General features: G+C 59.2%; 29 protein-coding genes. 19 read left to right on the top strand and 10 right to left on the bottom strand.

The genetic code is table 11. The annotated features are described in order from the left end of the window. Nucleotides 1–2: 2 nt before the first annotated feature. From E2583_RS06640 to E2583_RS06605, 8 genes are all read right to left on the bottom strand, one after another. Entirely contained in the window at nucleotides 3–233 is a 231-nt protein-coding gene (locus tag E2583_RS06640; protein WP_291594188.1) for a hypothetical protein, read from the bottom strand. Between the two features lie 53 nt (nucleotides 234–286). Further along, nucleotides 287–631 (bottom strand): Mor transcription activator family protein, encoded by a 345-nt coding sequence (locus E2583_RS06635; RefSeq protein ID WP_291594186.1) that lies wholly within the window; start codon nucleotides 629–631, stop codon nucleotides 287–289. Nucleotides 632–636: 5 nt separating this feature from the next. Beyond that, nucleotides 637–2,841, bottom strand: coding sequence for a terminase gpA endonuclease subunit (locus E2583_RS06630; RefSeq protein WP_291594185.1), 2,205 nt, complete (start codon nucleotides 2,839–2,841; stop codon nucleotides 637–639). Next, nucleotides 2,838–3,392 (bottom strand): hypothetical protein, encoded by a 555-nt coding sequence (locus E2583_RS06625; protein WP_291594183.1) that lies wholly within the window; start codon nucleotides 3,390–3,392, stop codon nucleotides 2,838–2,840. Before E2583_RS06625 ends, E2583_RS06630 begins: the two co-directional genes overlap by 4 nt. A gap of 115 nt (nucleotides 3,393–3,507) precedes the next feature. After that, on the bottom strand, nucleotides 3,508–4,569 hold the full coding sequence (locus E2583_RS06620) for a DUF1376 domain-containing protein (protein WP_291594181.1): 1,062 nt from the start codon (nucleotides 4,567–4,569) through the stop codon (nucleotides 3,508–3,510). Nucleotides 4,570–4,584: 15 nt separating this feature from the next. Continuing rightward, nucleotides 4,585–4,926, bottom strand: coding sequence for a hypothetical protein (locus E2583_RS06615; protein ID WP_291594179.1), 342 nt, complete (start codon nucleotides 4,924–4,926; stop codon nucleotides 4,585–4,587). A 59-nt stretch (nucleotides 4,927–4,985) separates the two neighbouring features. Further along, on the bottom strand, nucleotides 4,986–5,795 hold the full coding sequence (locus E2583_RS06610; RefSeq protein ID WP_291594176.1) for a hypothetical protein: 810 nt from the start codon (nucleotides 5,793–5,795) through the stop codon (nucleotides 4,986–4,988). A gap of 25 nt (nucleotides 5,796–5,820) precedes the next feature. Then, nucleotides 5,821–6,363, bottom strand: coding sequence for a phage regulatory CII family protein (locus tag E2583_RS06605; protein ID WP_291594174.1), 543 nt, complete (start codon nucleotides 6,361–6,363; stop codon nucleotides 5,821–5,823). 27 nt (nucleotides 6,364–6,390) lie between these two features. Here E2583_RS06605 and E2583_RS06600 point away from each other — a divergent pair, with 27 nt between their 5' ends. After that, nucleotides 6,391–6,813: a hypothetical protein gene (locus E2583_RS06600; RefSeq protein ID WP_291594172.1), complete on the top strand. Its 423-nt coding sequence runs from the start codon at nucleotides 6,391–6,393 to the stop codon at nucleotides 6,811–6,813. A 131-nt stretch (nucleotides 6,814–6,944) separates the two neighbouring features. Here E2583_RS06600 and E2583_RS24665 read toward each other — a convergent pair whose 3' ends face one another. Next, nucleotides 6,945–7,163: a YdaS family helix-turn-helix protein gene (locus tag E2583_RS24665; protein WP_367158587.1), complete on the bottom strand. Its 219-nt coding sequence runs from the start codon at nucleotides 7,161–7,163 to the stop codon at nucleotides 6,945–6,947. A gap of 95 nt (nucleotides 7,164–7,258) precedes the next feature. Here E2583_RS24665 and E2583_RS06595 point away from each other — a divergent pair, with 95 nt between their 5' ends. The 18 genes from E2583_RS06595 (at nucleotide 7,259) to E2583_RS06510 (ending at nucleotide 16,491) form a co-directional block, all read left to right on the top strand. Then, nucleotides 7,259–8,083, top strand: a complete 825-nt coding sequence (locus E2583_RS06595) for a S24 family peptidase (protein WP_291594170.1) — start codon at nucleotides 7,259–7,261, stop codon at nucleotides 8,081–8,083. Nucleotides 8,084–8,565: 482 nt separating this feature from the next. Beyond that, nucleotides 8,566–9,132 carry a hypothetical protein gene (locus E2583_RS06590; RefSeq protein ID WP_291594169.1) on the top strand — a complete coding sequence of 189 codons (567 nt, stop codon included), beginning with the start codon at nucleotides 8,566–8,568 and terminating at the stop codon, nucleotides 9,130–9,132. Between the two features lie 76 nt (nucleotides 9,133–9,208). After that, nucleotides 9,209–9,475, top strand: a complete 267-nt coding sequence (locus E2583_RS06585) for a hypothetical protein (protein WP_291594168.1) — start codon at nucleotides 9,209–9,211, stop codon at nucleotides 9,473–9,475. Nucleotides 9,476–9,816: 341 nt separating this feature from the next. Next, entirely contained in the window at nucleotides 9,817–10,518 is a 702-nt protein-coding gene (locus E2583_RS06580; protein WP_291594166.1) for a hypothetical protein, read from the top strand. A gap of 27 nt (nucleotides 10,519–10,545) precedes the next feature. Continuing rightward, the gene (locus tag E2583_RS06575; RefSeq protein ID WP_291594164.1) at nucleotides 10,546–10,887 is read left to right on the top strand and encodes a hypothetical protein; all 342 of its coding nucleotides are present in this window, start codon (nucleotides 10,546–10,548) and stop codon (nucleotides 10,885–10,887) included. A 35-nt stretch (nucleotides 10,888–10,922) separates the two neighbouring features. Next, the gene (locus tag E2583_RS06570; RefSeq protein ID WP_291594162.1) at nucleotides 10,923–11,162 is read left to right on the top strand and encodes a hypothetical protein; all 240 of its coding nucleotides are present in this window, start codon (nucleotides 10,923–10,925) and stop codon (nucleotides 11,160–11,162) included. A gap of 132 nt (nucleotides 11,163–11,294) precedes the next feature. Continuing rightward, nucleotides 11,295–11,525: a hypothetical protein gene (locus E2583_RS06565; protein ID WP_291594161.1), complete on the top strand. Its 231-nt coding sequence runs from the start codon at nucleotides 11,295–11,297 to the stop codon at nucleotides 11,523–11,525. Further along, complete coding sequence (locus E2583_RS06560; RefSeq protein WP_291594158.1) at nucleotides 11,479–11,736, top strand: hypothetical protein; 258 nt, start codon at nucleotides 11,479–11,481, stop codon at nucleotides 11,734–11,736. Before E2583_RS06565 ends, E2583_RS06560 begins: the two co-directional genes overlap by 47 nt. After that, complete coding sequence (locus E2583_RS06555; protein ID WP_291594157.1) at nucleotides 11,729–11,938, top strand: hypothetical protein; 210 nt, start codon at nucleotides 11,729–11,731, stop codon at nucleotides 11,936–11,938. Before E2583_RS06560 ends, E2583_RS06555 begins: the two co-directional genes overlap by 8 nt. Before the next feature lie 64 nt (nucleotides 11,939–12,002). Then, a complete protein-coding gene (locus E2583_RS06550) occupies nucleotides 12,003–12,149 on the top strand; it encodes a hypothetical protein (protein WP_291594154.1) in 147 nt (48 codons plus the stop codon). 56 nt (nucleotides 12,150–12,205) lie between these two features. Further along, nucleotides 12,206–12,466 (top strand): hypothetical protein, encoded by a 261-nt coding sequence (locus E2583_RS06545; protein ID WP_291594152.1) that lies wholly within the window; start codon nucleotides 12,206–12,208, stop codon nucleotides 12,464–12,466. A gap of 49 nt (nucleotides 12,467–12,515) precedes the next feature. Next, nucleotides 12,516–13,271, top strand: coding sequence for a hypothetical protein (locus tag E2583_RS06540; protein WP_291594150.1), 756 nt, complete (start codon nucleotides 12,516–12,518; stop codon nucleotides 13,269–13,271). 55 nt (nucleotides 13,272–13,326) lie between these two features. Then, nucleotides 13,327–14,418, top strand: a complete 1,092-nt coding sequence (locus tag E2583_RS06535; RefSeq protein ID WP_291594149.1) for a hypothetical protein — start codon at nucleotides 13,327–13,329, stop codon at nucleotides 14,416–14,418. Further along, nucleotides 14,415–14,678, top strand: a complete 264-nt coding sequence (locus E2583_RS06530; protein ID WP_291594147.1) for a hypothetical protein — start codon at nucleotides 14,415–14,417, stop codon at nucleotides 14,676–14,678. The genes E2583_RS06535 and E2583_RS06530 overlap by 4 nt, the downstream gene beginning before the upstream one ends. After that, nucleotides 14,675–14,989: a hypothetical protein gene (locus E2583_RS06525; RefSeq protein WP_291594145.1), complete on the top strand. Its 315-nt coding sequence runs from the start codon at nucleotides 14,675–14,677 to the stop codon at nucleotides 14,987–14,989. Before E2583_RS06530 ends, E2583_RS06525 begins: the two co-directional genes overlap by 4 nt. A 211-nt stretch (nucleotides 14,990–15,200) precedes the next feature. After that, nucleotides 15,201–15,500: a hypothetical protein gene (locus E2583_RS06520; protein ID WP_291594143.1), complete on the top strand. Its 300-nt coding sequence runs from the start codon at nucleotides 15,201–15,203 to the stop codon at nucleotides 15,498–15,500. A gap of 109 nt (nucleotides 15,501–15,609) precedes the next feature. Beyond that, nucleotides 15,610–16,260: a hypothetical protein gene (locus tag E2583_RS06515; protein ID WP_291594141.1), complete on the top strand. Its 651-nt coding sequence runs from the start codon at nucleotides 15,610–15,612 to the stop codon at nucleotides 16,258–16,260. A gap of 24 nt (nucleotides 16,261–16,284) precedes the next feature. Further along, nucleotides 16,285–16,491 (top strand): hypothetical protein, encoded by a 207-nt coding sequence (locus E2583_RS06510; RefSeq protein ID WP_291594140.1) that lies wholly within the window; start codon nucleotides 16,285–16,287, stop codon nucleotides 16,489–16,491. A gap of 1,825 nt (nucleotides 16,492–18,316) precedes the next feature. On the opposite strand, the gene E2583_RS06505 is transcribed toward E2583_RS06510, so the two are convergent. Beyond that, nucleotides 18,317–19,552, bottom strand: coding sequence for an EAL domain-containing protein (locus E2583_RS06505; protein ID WP_291594138.1), 1,236 nt, complete (start codon nucleotides 19,550–19,552; stop codon nucleotides 18,317–18,319). Between the last annotated feature and the right edge of the window lie 419 nt (nucleotides 19,553–19,971).

The raw sequence follows: 19,971 nt of genomic DNA, 5'->3' as shown, positions 1-19,971 counted from the left end.
GCTTAACCTCGGCGCAATGTTGTGCTGCGAAAGCGGGCCACGACCGCCGTCGGGCGCCGAGGAGATATAGCCGCTGCAATCTGGATCTCCAGATCGCGGCGCGCTGAAATCATCTCCTTGTAATCCCGATAGGTCACGGAGGCACCGTCCTCGGTGGTAATGGAGCGCTCACCACTATGGATGGCGGCATTGAGGCGTGCTAGACGCGCTTGAAGTTCTTGGGGCGTGCTCATAAGGCGCACGCTACCGAGGCGCGCGTCTCATTTCCCGGAAAACTGAGACTGTTTTAACCAGGCTGCTTGAGATATCGGTACACCGTCGCCCTACTGATCCCCAATGAGCGGGCAATGGTCGTGGCATTGCGCCCATTCCAAAGCTTGAGCACTGCCCTGCGCTCCTCGGCTTTGCTCACTGAGGACCTTGCGGGGATATAGACCTCTTGCCCCGCAAACTCTTTGCGCAATGCCGCCTGCACCCTCTCCAACCCTGACTCACTGCGCTGGATCTCTGGCACCAGCTCCACCAGGTAGTCAAACATGCGGTCAACAAGATCGGGCACAAAATCCGGGTCCATCTCCCCACTGACAGCGGTATCAATGACAGTTTTAGACTGTGGCTCGTTTTTATTCATAGACATCACCAAGAGCGAGAAAAGCCACCAGGGCGGCGCATAGGAGCGAGACGGCGAGCGGGGGCAGGACGCACCGAAGGCACGACCGCAGAGGGCAGTGCTGGCGACTGCGCTGCATGGACTACTTGAGGCGGCGGATCTGCAACCTCAGTAACTGCGACCGCCTCGGATTCGGTTTCCGCTTCAACGTCAGCAGCTGTAGCGGGCACCGCGGCGAGCAGCGAAGATGCATCGGGAGTCGCATCAGGCTCGGCAGATACAGTCAGCTCTGGCGGGCTGAATAGATCTCGTGGGGGCTGCACCGTCTGCTCCACCTGCGCCCACCGGGCATCGGTGTATTTATGCAGGCCCAATGTCATGGCGGCATGGATTGCATAGTTTCTGCAATCAAGGTCCTCATTTCGAGGACGTTTCTTGATCCACTTGTAGCCATCCTTCGCGGTGGACTTGGACAAAACACGCTGCTCTGCAGTCAACTGCTCGTAGTATTCGCGCGGCAAGTCCTGGCTGAAGTGGACATAGCCAGGACCTGGCTTCGGGATGGCCAACTGCCCGAGCAAAAGGTCCTTGGCGTTATCCACACCGACCAGCCAGAGTTTGACGCCGTGCTTGAGCTTCGCTCCCCTCCAGTCAATGTCCTTCATGCTGGCCGGCCCGAGGATGGGCCGGTTGTCGTTGGTATCTCCTTTGATTGCCCGCAGGTTGGGCAACAAATGCTGATGGGTTCGCACGTAGTTATAAACGGCTTGCGTCTGGTCAGACGAGTCAATGCTGATGGCACTCGTGCCCAGCGTGCCGCCATGCCATGCCTGCTTGTAGCGACGCATCAGGAAAGCAGTGACAGGCGCCCAGTCAGCCTCTACAGCTGGGTTGCCTTCAATGATGACGCGATCCACGATCCAGCTTTCCATGCCTCGCGCCCACGCCCAAACGTTGATTTGCCACCATGTACGCTGCACGTCCACACCCGTACTGAGCACTAGACCGCCCACGGGCACAGTACCCAGGGAGTATTTCTCAGCTCGCGCTTGCAACACATGATCGTCTGCGCCCTCGCCACGGAGTTCCCAGGCCTCGCCCAGGGTCTCATTGGTGAAGGTGGTCATAGGCCCTGCATCGCCTTCCTCCAGGGCGCGGCAGGCCTTCAGGAACTCATCAACGATGTCCGACCACGCTCGCTGCGGGCTGTAAGCGGCCCACACATGAACCCCGAGGGTGTTGGGCGGACGGCATACCTCACCTGCTGCATCTCGCCAGACGCGATCCGCACCATAGCGCTTGCCGGACCTGCGGCACACCCAGGCACCGACCAGCGGCCAGCCCCCAGGCAAGTAATCAGCCTGTGATATCGAGTTATGGCAGTGCGGGCAAACATGCCGGACCGTCTCGGGCTTGCCCTCATCCCACTTGAAGCCGTGACGCACATCCTTACCACCCCAGCGCAGCGGGTGCTCAAGACTGCAATGCGGGCACTCAATGAGGTAATCCACCTCATCCTCGGAGTCCTCGCACGCACGGCTGACGTGGCACAAGCCTTTGATGCCTGGGGTGCTACCGCCCACAAACTTCGGGTAAGCAGCCCCCTCAAGACGCCCTTTAGCGAGAGCGCCAGGCGAGCCCGAATTCTTGTCTTTGGTGCCACCTACGGTCTGGTCGAACGCAGTCCACTCATCGAGGATAGCCACGGCCACAGTGATACGACGATAGGCGCGAGCCGCCTTGCCACCCAAAAGATGCAGGACGCTGTCTCGAAACGGCTTGTACTTGATAGTTTCTTCAACCCGCTTATCACTCTTGCGAGCCGCAAGAACCGAGGGCACGCCATTTTGCGGGTCCAGCAGAGGCTCAATCTCCGTCTTGACAAAGCTATCCCGGTCATCATCCGTGGGCTGCCACAGCGCCTGCTTGCGACGGCGGTGCGCGATGTTGTAACAAATGAACGCGGTAATCATCTTCGAATAACCTACGCGCTTACTTTTCTTCACGGCCAGCTCTTTGATCCGGTCATCGCTCATGAAATCAAGCACGCCGATCTGAAAGGGCCAGGCGATCCAGCCACCCTTCTGATGGCTAGATTCGCCAGCCAGTTTGAAGTGCTCGGTAGCCCACTCACTCAGGGACTGGGGCGGATCGGCCCGGAGGCTCGAAAGCCCGAGATCAACCGCCTTCTTAATGGCCTCGACGGCCTCCACGCTCAGAGGTGCGCTCATTCCTGGCCTTCCTCATCGCTGATATCAGGTAGGTCGCCCTCATCTTCTTCGTCCTGTGCCATCGCATCCACAGCATCGGCAACCAGGCGAGCGGTCGACTTGATCCACTCATTGCGCGCACCGGCCATCACGCTCATCACGACCTTGCGCACATCCTCGGGCAGATCTGGGCAGGACTTGCTCAGCAGGCTATCGAACTGGTCCATACGGTCGACCACTGAGGAGGATGCGAGGCCCAACACATCGGCCAGCAGACCAATTGGCGCGTACTCGCCGCGCGCAACTTGGTTCTTCAGCTCTTGTGCTTCGCGCTGGGCCTTTGCCAGCCCCGCCCGCTCCTGCACGATATCGAGACCCTGGCTTTCACCGAGCCGGCCTGCTGCTTGGTCCCGCAAATGCTCGCAGTAGCCCACCAGCCATGCATGCGCGTTGTCTCCGCGAGAGATCACGCCCTCGCTGACGCGCTTGCTGATGCTGGCTTCACTCACTCCAACCATCTGCGCGAACTCTGCTTGCGAAACGATAGCATCTAAGTAAGGCAGTACCTTCACTTAACCCCCCTAGCAAGGTTGCGGAACAGTCCGATAACGCGGCTCGAATTACCCGCTTCAGAGGTGGCCCGGGAGGACCCGCGCCCCTCGATCTGCTCATTTTTTAGGCACACCATCAGACGGACGCCTCCTGCGACCGGGTCAGGGCCGAGCGCACCATGGCCTCGTAGCCGAGGAAGACGCGCGGCGGTTCGTCGGGGCGACGGGCATCGGCCCAGTCCTGATAAACCGGAAGTCCAAGCTTTGCGGCCATGGCCTCGACACCGCCGCGCGATGCTGCCCAGTCCACTGGCGCAGCAGCAGCCTTTGGCTCAGCAGCCAAGTCCTTCCAGCGCTGCTCTCGCAGCCAGCGCAGCATCGAGGGGCTGTGCTTGCCGCCGTCCTCGTTGAGCAGTTCGCGCTGCCGCTCACCTGCAGCCAGGAGCTCCTCGCCTGTCACCTGACCACTGGTGACAAGCTCTGCGACCAGTTCTGCCACCTCGGCCAGCCTTGTGCGCCGCAGGTCAGGGAAGTTGGCTCCCAGTGCTGTAGCGATAGCTAATCCACCACTCGCCCCCCCATTGGGGGGTTGGGGGGTATTACCTTGGTTAAGGTTAAGGTTCTGGTTACCCGTGACAGGGGCGTGACATGTCACGGGAGCAGGCGTGACAACATCCGTGACATTGCCGTTATCAGGTTCCACAGGCGGCTGTGGAGCTGGTGGCGTCACGTATGCGCCGTCATCCGTCACCGTGACACCATGCTGACGGCACAAGGCCAAGAGTTCATCCATCTTGGCCGTACCCTTGGGTGCAACACCCAGCTGACGCAGTGCAGAAAAGATAGCGGAACGCCTAGCACGGCTGCGCTCTTGGCGCGCATTCTCATTGCTTTTTACCGTCTCACGGTTTTCGGCCTGGGCGCGGTACTGGGCAATCACTGCCTCGCATTCGTGGTTGACGTACATGCCACCGGCCTGCTTCTCGAAGAACTCGGCCAGTACAAACTGCATGGCATCCACTTCTTCAGGCGACCGGCACAGCAGCCGACGCGCAAGCAGGTTGATATCAGAGCCGTCCAAAGGCAGCTCCGTGTCAAAGTACATGTCCAGCATGTCACGAAAGATGGAACGCTCCAGCCGTGACAGGTGCCGTGTCTTGGTGTTGAAGTCACCGATATGGTGCGGATACTGGTACATCTGGAAATCTCGATATCAGGCGATGGCTTGCTGCTGCGCCTTGCACTTCACGGGCACCACGTCACGCTGACGCGGAGACATGCTGCAGCGGCGTGCAGTGCCCAGCTCAAAGCGGCCTGCAGCCACCAAGGCATTGACCGTGCTCGCCACGCTGGACAGCTCCAACCACTCGCCGGTCTGCTGGTTGTGGTACTCGCGCAGCTCACGGCGGCTCATGTCACGCACGCCGTGCTGGTGGGCATGGCGCAGCGTCTCGTAGAGCTTTTCACTCAAACGGCGACGGGTCTCGTTGCCCAGCTCGGCAAAAGCCTCTGCGCTGGTGTCTTTGCCGGTCACGGCGGGAGTGGATTGCTGCATGGTTGCACCTCCTGATATCTGTGATTGCGGCCGCATGGCCGCGTTGAAATGGATTGCGGTCATACGCCTGCTGCCTCACGCAAGCGGTAACGGATACGGCGCTCCAGATAAGCCTGTGCATCGGCGCGCTTGGCTACCTTGTCCATGTCGAAACGGGGCTGATACCCGCGCTTCGGCTTAACGAACAGCAAGACAGGTCGAACAAGCACCCCACCTGTGCCGCTCACTGCCCATATGCCGCGCGCCAAATGAGCAGCACGAGCATCTGGCTCACCCTTGCGCGTTGTGCGTGGGGCATCGCGCTCTCCGCCATAGGCCACGAAATAGCGCCGCCCGGCCTGCTTCTTGGTGCCTCGATGCACGCGCTGGTAGCCCTTCTCGCTCATGTTGGCCTTGTAGCCTTGCTCTCCAAATGCCTGGAAATAGCTGATCAGCTGCACGAGAAACGGGCCGCGCAAGTTGCCCTTGCCGTCATCGCTGCCGGGATACGGGCCGCCTCTAGCCTCGTCTGGAATGGCCGTCTGATACCCGGCGGGCAAAATGCCCACGCGCTTGAGAGCAACCTCGCTGCGCTTGTCACGACGGCGACCGCCCCAGGTCTGGGCATCCAGGATCTTTTGCGGATCGATGCCCTTGCCACCCATGTAGGTCGGTTCAATGGTCACGCTCAGCTTCGCGGCCGTCGCCATGCGCACAAACGGGCTGCGCAAGATGTAGTCCGTGGGCCGGTCAAACACAGCGCGCATCTCATCCTGCATGGCGCGGCGCACCTCAAAGCCGGTATCGTTCAGCGCCTTGGCATAGGCCTTGGCAGCCTGTGGGCCGGTCAATCCGCGAATCTGGCGCAGCACTTCTGCCTGATTCATCATTCGGGCACTCAGCTGGATATACATATCAACCGTCCCATCCGTCGGTTGATGGCTGCTGCGGCACGCGCTGGGCCACCGATGCCACCAGATAGCCTGTCAACACCATCACATCGCTGGCAAAGGCCTGCACACGCCGAAACTGGTTGCGGTTGACTGGTCCATCACCCAGCAAGGCATCGGCCACGGACGCCGTGAACTCACCTGTCCCATGCTGGTAACGCATGAAGGCCTCGACCGGATTGCCGCCCGACTGGTCCGGCACCTCGGGCACGCAGCTATGACGCATAGCGGACGCCATTGCCTGCAGCACAAACGGCAGGCCTGATGCCTGCTGAATCGCCAAAGCCTCATCCATCGTCAGCTTGTGGCGCGTGTTGTTGGGGTTCAACTTGTGCTGCAGCGTGTTGGCAGAGACATTCATAGCCTTGGCCAGTGCAGGCACGCCACCAGGGAAGCGATCGGCCACCAGGCGCGCGGCATCCTGCAGGCACATTCCGCGCCCAGTGTCGGATTCGCCATGCAGATCGCCATAGCCGGAATTCATGCCAACGGTGAAAGTAGAGCCCATAGCAGTCCTCCTTAAACAAAGGCAGCCATGAGCACACAACCCACAGCCGCACCAGCCAAAGAAAAAGCCAGCCCCGCGTCATTGGCTACCATGGCGAAAACCGCCCCGATATCAGAGCTGATCAAGACGAAAAAAATGGACACGCAACCAGATACGCCAGCCACGCCCGATGAACGCATCGACGCCATCGAGGCAATGCTCGGCCACTTGATATTCATGCTGGAGGTGGAGCCAAACTTCACAGCAGAGGCCCTTGTGAAGTGGATTGCGACCTGCCGGCAGGCTGAGCGCGACAAGGGCATTGCGGACCCTCGGCAACAGGTGGTGTTTGCGCAGCTGTGCGAAAAGCTCGGTCTTGTGGAGGGTGATCCTCCGCAATCAGATCCAGCAGCAAAGCAAGCCGCTCTCTCTGCGCTGCAGAGAGCGCAACGCCGGCCTGCTGGAGACTGAGCAGCCAGTTGAGATCGGCATGCAGCATCAGGATTGCCGTGTAGACGCAACGTGCAGGCAAGCCAAACTGAGCAGCCAGCTGAGCATGATTACGTCCGTTCCATGCTCGTGCAATTTCGACCGCCACACTATCAAGCATGCGCCGCCTCCTGCTGGGTATGGACAGGCTGCGTAAGCAACGCCTCCAACGTCACCTCACCGTTTGTGAAATCACGCACCGCAATCAAATGTTCACGGGGTACGCCACCACTGACCATCTGACTCATACGGGACTTAGACACACCGAGTCGCGCAGCCAAAGCTTTGGAACGGCCACGTTCTTGAGAAAGCCACGTCTTTAGATCACTCATAGCACATGAGTTTAGCCGTAACTTAACCATATGGTCAAGTCATCACGAAACCTTGAAAGTTTATGATTGACTAAACATAGAGACTGAGGCCAGCTATGAACGACGCACACCGAAAAACTAGACTCAGGCACCTGATTGCTACGGACTACGGAAAAGCCGCCGATTTCGCGCGCGCCACTGGAATCAGCAAAGCTCGGGTTTCGCAGATGACAGGCGATTCAGAACCATTTGGCGAGGCTGCTGCACGCAAAATCGCCCAGGATCTGGATCTAGATGAAAACTGGTTCAACTACACCCTTCCCACACCAAAGGAAGCAGCTAACACCAGCCGGCAAGCAGACCACAGCACCACCGAGAGATGCCTGCCTAAGTTTCTCGACACTATTTCGGACATCTCCACAGGCACTGATCATCAAGTAGCTGAGTTTGAGTCTCCCAGCTACCTGCGCAATGACGACAGCTCAGAAGACGGATCGAGCATAGTCATCAACCAATACGACGTGGGCGGAGGCATGGGTAACAGCCGACTCCTCTTGAGCGAACAACCTGGCGTAATCCGCAAGTGGGAGGTAGATAGGAAGTGGGTTGATGCAAACGTGCCCAACTACACAAGCATCGCCAATCTTTCAATCGTGACCGGCTTCGGTCCCTCTATGAGGCCAATGTTCAACCCAGGCGACCCCTTGCTTGTGGACAGAGGCGTTCGCTCAGTCACGCATGACGGGATCTACTTTTTTCGCATAGGTGACGAGGGGTACATAAAGATCATTCAACGTGTTCCAAGCTTCGACGGCTCACAGATGATCTTTCGCGTGATCTCAAAGAACACCGACTACCCACCTTTCGACATCAGCCCCAAGGCCGCTGACTTCGAGATCCTCGCTCTTGTGTTGACTGTGTGGAAAAGTGATCACTGCTAACGAAACTCTCGATGTGAATACCCACACAAGCCGCTTTACGCGGCTTTTTTTTGCATCAACACGTTCACATTCAGGACTAAAGTTTAGTTATAGCTTGACCAATTAGTTTCGCTAGATTTAAACTCTGCTCGTCGCAGTTAAGCGATGGGCGCCACGGCATCGACCGGGACACGCCCGGTCTTTGAAAAGTTGCGCCCACAGAGCTCACTCCACCAAAGCAGAGTGTTAGCGGGCAAATAGCATCAGCGGGCATGGCCGCTGCTCTGCGCGGCATCCCTGCCGTATCCAGCCGTCAAAGTACGTAAACGGTCAAAAGGGTGAGGCGAAGGCGGCCAAGAGCAAGAACGGTCATGCCGGTTGGAATCCCGGCAACGCCCGCCCCGTGCGCGACGGGGCAAACCAGAGCGCCTTGTTCCAGGACGTTGCGGTTTGACCAAATTCCCTCATGTGCTAAAAACTCCCAATCAAATGAGGGAGAAGACATGAAGAAACGCCAGCAAACACTGGCTGCATTTGCGCTGCTCTTTGCAGCCAGCACGCCAGCCTGGGCCATCTACAAATGTGACGACGGAACAGGCAAGCAGATATTTCAAGACAGGCCTTGCACCACCGGCAAGAGCTCGACGATTGACGTGCGGCCCGCATCTGGGCATGCGCCTAAGCCAAGCCCTGCAGCATCCCCTGCACCGACGGCGGGCCAGAGCGCAGCACCCGCAGTCAAGCCAATGACCGAAGCCGATCGCATCAACGCGCAAACAGATCGCATGCGCAAGAGTGGTCGACTGAAAGACATCAATGAGCTGTATCTCGGCGGTGCCTACGACAACATCCAGCGCGTGCAGAACAACTGCCGCAAAGATCTTGATGCTCTCGCACAACGAAAGGGATCTGCCATGAACAACTTGGCAGGCGCTACCTGGGAGCAGTCGATCAGCGCAGAAATGCAGGCAGTGGCAACACGCTGCCAGGGCGAGCAACTGGCTGCACAAAACGAGTTAGAGCGCTTGCGCAGCGAAAAAGCCCAGCTTGAAAAAGATCTGAGCAAATAGCCAGATCCACCCAACACCAGCCCGCACGGCACGCGCCCTGCGGGCTTTTTTTCGCCCTCATCACAGGAGATACCGCATGTGCAATTGCCGAGCAGACATTGAAAAGAGACTCACCGACCACTACCGGCCCAAGCTTGCAGGGTCACGAGACGTTGAAGCAAAGCTGATGGGCTACGCCCTCACCTTAGGAAAGGGTCTTGGCATCCAACCATACATGCCAGCGGAGATCCGCCACACCGTCACCGTCAAAAAAACAGGCGCCGACAAACGCAAGACAGAGAAGGTCAACTTCTATTTCAGCCACTGCCCTTTCTGCGGCGAGAAGCTGCAAAAGGACAAATAAGGGAGATTCAAAAATGTGAGCAAATAGCCAGCATGCGGCGTGCATGTGCCTTCCCCCGCAGGGCATCAGCGGGGCCATCTAGTGTGGCCGCTTAAGCAGGTCTGCCGCCACAGAAATGGGTCTGAGGCAGCAGCAATCACGAACTTCAGCGTGGAGGTGACACTCTGCATTGATGGCGACAGCGGTCACACCAGATGGTTTCAGTTTTCGCCGGGCCTGGGGACCCTCCTCCCTCCCTCTGTATCACTTCCCCAGGCATGCCCAACAGGGCACCGGCACTTTTCACCAGCCCGCCAGCAACCGCTGAGCGGGCTTTTTTTGTCTCATCATCAGGAGCCACCTTGCCATCTGTCCACGACCTTATGCGCCGCTTGCATTGCGGCCCGAATGAGTTTCGCCATGTCTTGAGTGGGAATTTCAGAGCCCTGGGCATGGTGTTTGCCTGCGATGGCGGCGCATTGATTGCCATCCCCGAAGACGATGCACCGCTATGCACATCAACACCCACCAAGTCTATGGAGCCAAGTCTTGACCGACTGCACATGCAGCTCGTAGAGACGCTCGAAACCTCGTGGGGAGAATTTGCGCCGCTGCTGGCGCACCCCAAACTGCAGGATCTGGAGCAATGCCCAAAGTGCCAGGGATCACTCTGGCTGACGCAATCAACCTGCTCAACCTGCATCGGCGGGGACTTCACTCCCTGCTATGTGTGCCACGACACAGGCCACATTGAGACACCCAGCGCAGATGTTCTTGGCGCATACCCATGCGATCTGTGCCGGGGCGCTGGCGATATCCCGAGGGAGCGGCTCGCAGATCGATTTTGCAATATCCCGCTGCCCGACAACCCTCACTGCTTCGGCGTGGATGCCAAGTATGTGCGCCTGCTGGCTCAGCTGCCTGGCGCGCAATGGGCTCCACCTCAACGCATAGGCGAGCACGACTGCGGCGCCATCCTTATTCGCTTCGATCAGGGCTGGGGCGCAATCATGCCGATGCGCGAATTTGTCATCGCAACCCACCACCACCAAGCCCGCCACTGAGCGGGCTTTTTCATGGAGCCAATGACCATGGCAACACCCGCTACAACCGAGCGAAAAGCCCCCACCCGCCGCCGCGCCCCCAAGGCCGAGCACCTGAGCATGCAGTTCCCAGAACTGACCTCAGGTGATCACCCCCATTTCTGGGTTGCAGCCTACTTGAGAGATCTCGCTAATTTGGTGGCTCTCCAACATTTGAGTCTCAAGCTTTACGGGAAGCTGGACAAGGTAACAAACCTTGCCCTGTGCGGCTCGGAGCAGCGCTTAACGGACGAGGTCAACAACAGCCTGCGCAGTGCGCGGCACGACGGCCTGCTGCTCTACGCATGGCCCGGAACCAAGCTGTTCACCAACCCCGAAGCCCGCCACTGAGCGGGCTTTTCTTTTGCCCTCAACCGGAGAACCCCATGCAAGCAGCACGCCAGACCTTGCCCAGCGTCCCGATCACCAGCGCGGCATTCCAGTACATCCATTCAACCAGCACCAACATTGCTGACACCTTCGCCAAGGCCCGCGAGCGCATCGCAGCCGAGCAGGCAGCCCAGGCCAAGAAGCCACGCCGCCGCCAACAGCACGCACCGGCCTTGATGACCATCAACCGTGTGCGCGCCGGTACCACCAACCACCTGAATTTGCAGCTGTTCTAGGAGCCCCGCCATGCGACTTTTCGTCCTGACATGCGGCGGTGTCTCCATCCAGCACATTGCCCGCAGCACCGCCGAAGCTTTCGAGCACGGCTTTAACGAGCTGGGCCACATGGGCTTGGGGATCTCCTGCCGATGCATCCGATAGACACCGTGCTGCACGAGCTGCAGCACCGCGACCGACAGCGCAGCCGCCTGCTGCGCCTCATGCAGAGCCAGGCAGCAACCGCCGCCACGCCTGCGCCCTCTCTAGATACCTACTTTCAAACCGAGCTGCAGCAAGCGCTGCGCGCCATCAAGCATGCAAAGGAGCAACGCCATGCCCACCCGTTCTATCGTGATCTTCGGCCCTCGCGGCTGCGGTAAAGCCAGCCAGGCAGCTCGCCTGCAGCAGCATTTCGGCCTCAGCAAGGTCTATGACACCGACTGCGAGGGCCTGACCAGCGCCCGCCAGCTGCCGCGCCATGACACGCTGATCCTGGCCAACACCCAGCCGCAGCACTGCCCCGTGCGCAGCATGAGCTTTGAGCAAGCCGTGCGCCAGATGGCCCAGGCCCCCAATCACGCCCATGGCTGAAGACCTCAAGACCACCTGGGCCGGGGGCGAGGCGCTGATCCCCAAGGCCCAGGTGGAGGCCGAAGCCCGCGAGGCGTATCACGCTGGCCGCACGGCCAACGAGGCCTGCCCCTACCCCTTCCACACCGCTGCCGGCCTGCATTGGCTGGCGACCTTCAACCTCTGCATGCCACTGTCCAATGACCATCACCCACATCCCTAAAGGCAGCATGTGCACAACCTGCACCAATGGATCCAAAGCGTGCGCGGATCTGCAGTTTGCGAGCATGCAGCCCATCCAGCGCTACCCCGACGGCGTCACTGCCGTGAAGTGCACCGGCCACAGCGCGCCCGCTGCCACGCCTCCGCTTTGCATCAGCTGCGGCGCACGCAACCACCCGCTGCCCGATGGCAGCCTGCCCTGCGGTCACTGACCGCGCCACCGGCATGCAACCCGCGCAGCCACACAACCAGGAAAAGGAGAACCATCATGCTGGGAGAACAAACTACGGGCGCTATCGATGGCGTCCTCATCCATACCGTGAGCCACGAGCCACCCAAGGCAACCTACAAGGGCAAGCCTGCTCAGCTGGCAATCATCACGGAAGACGGCCAGGTCATCGCATCGGGCACGAGTGTTGCCCAAGAGATCGAAGCGGCAATCGTCACCTGCTACCGCAATACGCTCAAGGGCTTCGGACATCTGCGAGTGCAGAGCAGCCCTATTCCGCCACTGCTCAAAGCAGCCTGAAACCCACCACAGCCCGCCACTGAGCGGGCTTTTTGCTTTCTGGAGCCCTATGCGAATTGTTTGCCAGTTTTCATGCGGCGCTGCCTCAGCAGTCGCCACCAAGCTCGCCATCGCACAGTACGGCGACGGTTGCGAAATCATCAATGCCTATCTAGCTGGTGAACACGCCGATAACCGTCGATTCCTGGCCGACTGCGAGGCCTGGTTCGGACGCAAGGTTGTGATCCTGCGTGATGAGAAATATGATGCGGACCCAATCGAGGTGTTCCGCCGCACTCGCTACATCAAGGGCCGTCAAGGTGCTTCCTGCACCAAGAGGTTGAAACGCGATCTGCTGCGAACATTCGAGCAGCCCGGCGATGTGCTGGTATTGGGCTACACCTCTGACGAACAGTGGCGACTGGACGACTTTCAGGAAGCCTACCCAGACCGCCCAGTAGTTGCACCGCTCATTGAGCGCGGCCTCACGAAGACCGACTGCAAGACCATGGTGGAGCGCGCTGGCATCACCTTGCCATTCATGTACCTGCAGGGCTATCAGAACGCCAATTGCATCGGCTGCGTCAAGGGCGGAGCTGGTTACTTCAGAGCGATCCGCGAGGACTATCCCGAAGAGTTCAAGCGGCTTGCAGACGTAGAGGCCGAGATTGGCCCAGGTGCCTACATCCTGCGCCACCGCTCCGGTCCGCTCAAGGGACAGCGCTTCCCTCTCCATGAACTGCCTGCAGGCAAGGCCGACCGCAAGGAATGGCTGCCGGCCTGCGGCGTCACATGCGAGATCGCAGAGCAGGAATACACCTCCTGACCACCAGCACCCCAGCCCGCAGCCGCGGGCTTTTCTCATTCTGGGAGCCACCTATATGCAAGACAACTCAGATCTCATCATCCGTGACTGCTGCGAGGCAGAAGTAGCCGAGTTCGGCCAGCCAGACACCATCTGCATCACTGTCGATGTCTTGCGCGAGATCGTGCAACGACATTCCCCAGGCACATGCCTGCACCAGATCACTGAGCACCAGGCAGCGCCCGCAGCCGTGGCAGTACCTGATTCATACCCCGAGCTGCCGGTTCCTGCCTTTGAGTCAACATCCCTTGATTCCACAATGCGTGCGGTCGCGCATCGCACTTTCACGGAAGAACAAATGCGCGCTTACGTGGACGCTGACCGATCCCGCGCCGCGCTTGCCGCCACCCCGGCAGCAGGCGAGCTTGCACCGTTGCAAGTTGGGTTGCAAGAACCCGCGCTAGTGGTGCTGCCAGAGGAAATCCCAGCATCAAACACGCTCTGGATGTTTCTAACAAAGGGCATGACGCAATCAGCCATTGCCAAAATGCCTGAGAGTGATCGCAAAATCCTTACAGAGCGAGCTCAGGAAAACTGGGCAGCTATCCGCGCAGAGGTCGGGGCTACTGTGCCAGTGGTGCTGCCTGAGCCTGTGTACGATGATGCTTATACACGCCGCGTCATAGAAGCGCTTCAGGAAAACGGAGATCCTGTCTCCGTAGATGCCGCCGAAGAAATGGAGCGCCTGCGCGCCCTGCTGGCCGGAGTATCGGCGCCGGCAGTAGACCCTATCCAGGCAGCAGCAGACGCGGCATCTGTAGGTCACCTGTCGCATCTGGTGGATCACCAGACTGCGCTGCTGACTCGCGCAATGGCAGCGATGAAGGCGGTTGAGCACACGGCAACACCCATTGACGAAAGCCAGGGCGATATGGATGCGCGGATTCCATATGAGGCATGGGCCACATTCGTGGATGCCCGTGCCGCGCTGCTGCATGACGTTGCACAGAGCCCAGTTGCAGCACCCCAGACACCTGAAGCGAATGCGCAGGAGGCAACCCAGCTTGCAACCCAGGCAGACGCGCGGGATGCGGAATCTGACTATCAGCGCGGCTACCGCCATGGCTACAACCGACGAAATGCAGAAGTGCAAGGGGCGCTGCTGTGATCTCTCAAATCTTCATTGCACTGTTTGGCGTCACGGCCGTGGCGCTTTCTCAATCGACCATGGCCGCGCGCCGCCGCTGGGCCTCTGTCTTCGGCCTCGTCGGCCAGCCATTCTGGTTCTATGCAGCCTGGGAAACCCAGCAATGGGGAATCTTTGCTCTGTGCGTGCTTTACACGATCACATGGGGCAAAGGTTTCTACTCCAACTGGATAAGCGTCGACCGCGCCGCTATCGCGGCAGCAAAGGGGGAGCAGCAGTGAACCTCAGCGAACGAAAAATGATATTGCGCGTTTTCCAGGCGCTTGATGCAGTGCCCGGTGCGTACATAGGCGGGGGAACCCAAAGCGTCACTGTTGCAGGTGCCATCAGCTTCGGCGCTGACATGCAGACGGTACGCAGCCATTGTTCAAAAGCACTGATTTTCTTGCTGGACGGAGGTATTAGCCAGAAAGAACGCGACGAGTGCTTTGATTCGGAAATGAAAGCTGTTGAGCGCTTCATCGAAGCGCGAAGAGCTGACGACTGGAGCACGCACACACAGCGCGCCGCCCAGGCACAAAAGGGGGAGTGATGGCAGGCGACTACATCGAGATTGGCGACGCCGTGAAAGACAGCCCACGCGGCGCGGGCACTGTTACGGGAGTGACTGATGCTGGATACCCACAAGTCAATGGCGTGGCAGTAGCTTGGTTGGAACTTGTAGGTGGCGAGCTGTACTTTGATCCGAAGGGAGTCCGCGGAACACACAAGGCAAAGCGCGCCCAGGCGCAGAAAGGCCAAGCATGACGGCGCTCAACATCAGTCTTGATTACGACCACACATTCACGGCCGACCCTGCTCTGTGGCGCGAGTTCATCAGTAGCGCTCAGCGGCGCGGCCATACCGTGGTCTGCGTCACTGGCCGGCGTGAGCCTCCTGACTTCACACGAGAACCACGGATGCCAGACAGCATCCCATTCGTGTGTGTTGGCCCTGATGGCCTCAAGCGCGATGCAGCGGCGAAAGCTGGCTACCCCATCAACATATGGATTGACGACATGCCAGGCGTGATCGAGCCATGTCGAATCCTCAACTTTGACTAAACATGAGCCGCAAACGAGACATCCGCCGCGCCCGCCGTGAGCGCGATCAAGAGAAACGCAACCCCGAGCCCCGCCACTGAGCGGGGTTCTGCTTTTAGGGAGCTACCTAATGAAAGAAACCGGCTTGATGTTCAAGGCGCCCTTGGTGCGCACCATCCTGAGTGGACAGAAAACCCAAACGCGACGCATCTGCAAGCAGGAGACGGTGGCAGATGACACGTTCATGGGCGGCCACTATCTCAAGCTCAATGACGGAATGAATCTAGCCATTGGCTCGGAAAATGTGCACATAGCTTGCCCAACAGGAGGCCCAGGCGACCGCATCTATGTGCGCGAGACGTTCGTCCAGGGCTACGAGTACGACCCTGTAATCGACCGCTTGCGTACATGCGACGACGAGGGAAACAACCTTCCGATGAAAACATGGTTTCGCGCCACTGAACCATGCCTCACCTGGAGCGATGAAGACGGTTGGGAAACAAAAGTGCCATGGAAACCGGCTATTCACATGCCCAAGGCGCTGGCCCGCATTTGGCTGGAGATCACCGGAGTGCGCGTGGAGCGCCTGCAGCAGATCACAGAAGCGGACTGCGTTGCAGAGGGCACTGCCGGAGGTCACGGCTCTATCCCAGACTACGCCTACAGCGCAACACCTCTTGAGCACTTCCGCCATATCTGGGAGTCCACCGGCGGCGACTGGGCCGCAAACCCCTGGGTCTGGGTGATCGATTTCAAGCGCATCACCCACAGCGCACTATGATTACCTCAACTGAAAGGATTGATCATGGAACGCGCTGAACTTGAGCAACTGGTGGCAGATCTTCGCAAAGGGGATGCGACGGCCGTCAAGGCCGCTGACGTTATCGAGGAACTAACCCAGCTCAAAGCACCCACACTGCGCCGCATCCCAGTGGTGGGCGAGATCTCCGGCGAAGCCGATGTAGTCATCGTCAAGAAACTGGAACTGCCACCAGGCACAACCTGGGGCTGAGACTTACGAAGCCATATGCAAAGGGCCTGTCCGTTTGGACAGGCCCTTTTTCATTTCAGCTCAAGCTTTCAACTCACACAGACTCAAAGCCTGCCTATGTCAGGCAGGCCATTTTCGTTTGCGAGTGTGGGTTCTGCTACGCTATACATTAAATATCACTCGGGCAGCCCAGCGAAACAAAGCCCACCTTGGGGATGGCGGTTTGCGTGGGGCTATCGGAGTCGATTGATTTCATTTGATTTTTCCAGCAGCGCAGCGTCTACGCGCCAAGCGGCAATTTTATTTCAACGTCTGGATCAGCAGGCCCGATGCCGTTGTCAGAGCCTGCTGCGCGCACGGTGAAAAAAACGGTCAACGAAAAAGGCGCTACAGCTTCCATGGCGGTAGCGCCTGCATTCTGGCGGGTCCTGCGAAACATGCGCTCGCGACCCGCAAACTAACGGCCCGAGTCTTCATCAAGTCTCGACACGGGCCAACAGGTAGACCTATGGATTTTACCAGCTACCCACCCTGGCTGCCCACATCTCCCAGGTCTTCCCCCACAACGCAGGGAGGCGGCATTGGCCCAGGAGCTTTGGCACCCGGTTGGCCCCAGCTCGCTGATTCCATTGCAGGCGTTACCGGCCGCAGGCCTCCTCCATCAGGGTTCTGCCGTGGGTATGACGAACAGGAGCCGGAGACCATGGTGCCGGAATCCGGGGCTTGATCGGTCCGTCCTCGATGCACGGGGCGTGGCAATGCCTGGAGATGGCGACTCGCCACCGGACTTGGGAGCCGCTTCGTCAATGCCCTGCCCGCGCAGCGGCGGCGGTCCGCTGGAGGACTCTTGCACGATCAGCCAGCCCCTGGAGCCGACGCCATCATCGATGACGTCCTGGTCGTGTCGCCCTCGAGCACAAGGACATTACGGCCCACGAAGGCAGCGGACAGAGCACGATCGATACGGCACGGCGCCAGCGTGTTTTGCTCATCCAAGGCGGAAAACGACTTCAGGGAGTCGTCGATGTCGATGGCCTCTGCCGGCAGCTTGTAGACAACCTTCCGTGTCCCCTTTTTCAGGAAAAGCGAACCCCCTGGGTGCACAACAACTTCGCATTGGAAAACTTGCGGCCAGTGCGTTTTTCGAGAACGCCAATGCTTGGCAAGGCGCCCTCCCAATGTCGTGCCGCAAAAAGCCAGCGAACGTCCTGGCGAGACCAACCATCCGACGCGGACCGCGTCCGTTCGGGAAGGTCCCGCCACCAGCCAAGGGACGCGCTGCCCCGCTCACACACGAAAGCCTTCCCGGATGCACTTCGGAGGGTCCAACGCAGCACCTGCCACGGGCTCCTCCAGCCACCGGCGCAGTACCGCAACGCCTTCCGGAAATCCGCCGGGTCATGCGCGGGACAGGCCCGTTGAAATCGCCCCACCCCAGGGTGTGGCGACCACGCATGGTCGCGGTCAATGCGCCGGCCCGCGAGCTCTCGAAACCGCATCCCGCTCAATTCTGGTCGCTGGCCTTTCTCAGATCGTCCGCGACCGACGCGAAAAAGCTCATGCAGAGTGTGAGTGCCACGCACGCGAAACCGACCAGCAGCCATTTCATAGACGCACCTTTATTAACATTTTCTAACAGTATGGGTGCGCCCGCCGAGCATGCCGAATAGATGTTTACGCTAGGGTCTGCCACACACTAGGCCGCCTCATTGGCCGAGGCATTCCACAGCGCTCAGGCCTATGCAAGAAAGGACATGAAACGGGTTCAAGAATGCCCGATGAAGTCGCCGCCAAGCCGCCGACCAGACGCCGGCCGGCCTTGGCGCGACGCAGCCGCTGCGGCGGGTCAGTGAAGCGAAAACACAGCCGCAGCATCGATCTCCAGCGGCCGGGAAAGCAAATACCCCTGAGCGCAATCCACGCCAAGCCTCTGCAGCATGTCCAGCTCTTCGGGGCGCTCGACGCCTTCGGCAATCACCAGGCTTCCAATTTCATGTGCGAAGCTGATGAGACCCCTGGCAAGCGCTCGCCGCTTCTCGTCGGTGTCGATGGAATGGGTGAGACTCATATCCAGCTTGATGATTTCCGGCTCGAGCTTGAGGATGTGCCGCATGCTGGAGTAACCCGCCCCGGCGTCGTCAACCGCCAGTTTCGCGCCCCGGCGGCGATAGGGCTCCAATCCAATCCCGAGCGCCTTGTAGTCTTTGACTGCGGCATGTTCAGTGATTTCCAGAACCAGACGTGAGAGGTCATCGATGCCATCGAGCAACTGATGGAACTGACTGCTCAGCAGCAATTGTGGCGAGCAGTTGACGCTTACGCTGCTGCTGGCGGGCAGCCGATCGAGCGCAGGAAGCGCCTTGGCAATCGCACACAGCTCCAGATCGATGCCCAATCCGGCCTTGTCCGCCACATCGAACCAGTAATCCGGCGCATGCCTGGGCTCGACATCAAAACGCGAAAGGCTCTCAAAGCCACAGACTGCCTTGTCGCGCAGGCTGCAGATCGGCTGGAACACCATTCGTGGATCACCATGCGCCAAAGCAGCCCGGACTTCGCCCACCCGCTGAGCCCTGACACGCTCTTCTGCCGCGTGTTCTTCGATTCGGTCGGCAAGTATCTCGGCGAATGCATGCAGCAATTGCATGTCGCGCTCACCCAGCGTGGGGTTCGGGAGAAAGCTGAAGCAGCAGAGCGTGCCGTAGACATGTCCGTCCCTGAGACGGACGGGAACACTCAGATGGGAGCCGATGGGAATTGCATGGGTGGCCGCAATATGCTGAGCAGCCGGCACCCGGCGGGTGTCCGGAATGCATTCCGGCAGCTCGCCCTGAACCACCTTCAGGCAATATCCCTCCTGCATGGGAATGCTCTGCCCCTGATAAAGCGGCCCCCCCGAAATGCTGTCCAGGTGCTTGAGCACCCGGTCCGCATCACCGAAGTGGGAGACGAAGGCAATATCCATTCCGAGGTGCTTGCGAACCGCGCGAAGTATGCGATCCACGCCTTGCGCACAGACACCGGATCTCATCAAATGATTGAGATGGCGGCTTCCTTCCAGCTCCAGATCGTTCATCTGCATGCCCCTTCTTACACACAGCCGAGTTACACGATTTGTCACCATTTAATCCAAAACAGCCTCCCATGGAAAGCGATGAACCTTGACATTCGGCGAGTTTCCCCGAAGTGGCCGTGGCAAAAATGTCAATATGCTCTTGCACTTTGCTGTGGCCTGGATTGCAGGCAGCGCTACCACGCCTGTTCTGGCGCCGGTCCACACCCGAACAGGCGTTGCGGTGACGACGATCCACAGATTCTGGAAAAATTGTTTCAGTTTGATACAAATCATCCGATATCAATGAAATACTGATTCGGCTGAGGAGCGATCTATGAGACGGTGCATCATCAAAGTGGCAGGAGCCTGCTACACAGCCCTCTTCCCCAGCACATGTGCCGCCCTTGAAGATGCAATGAAGCGCTTTCCCGGTGCCACCACGATCA

This window comes from Comamonas sp. (assembly GCF_009360615.1).
Taxonomy (GTDB): Bacteria; Pseudomonadota; Gammaproteobacteria; order Burkholderiales; family Burkholderiaceae_C; genus Comamonas.
The sequence above is the reverse complement of the archived record's forward strand: the minus strand, read 5'-3'. Positions and strand labels throughout refer to the sequence as shown.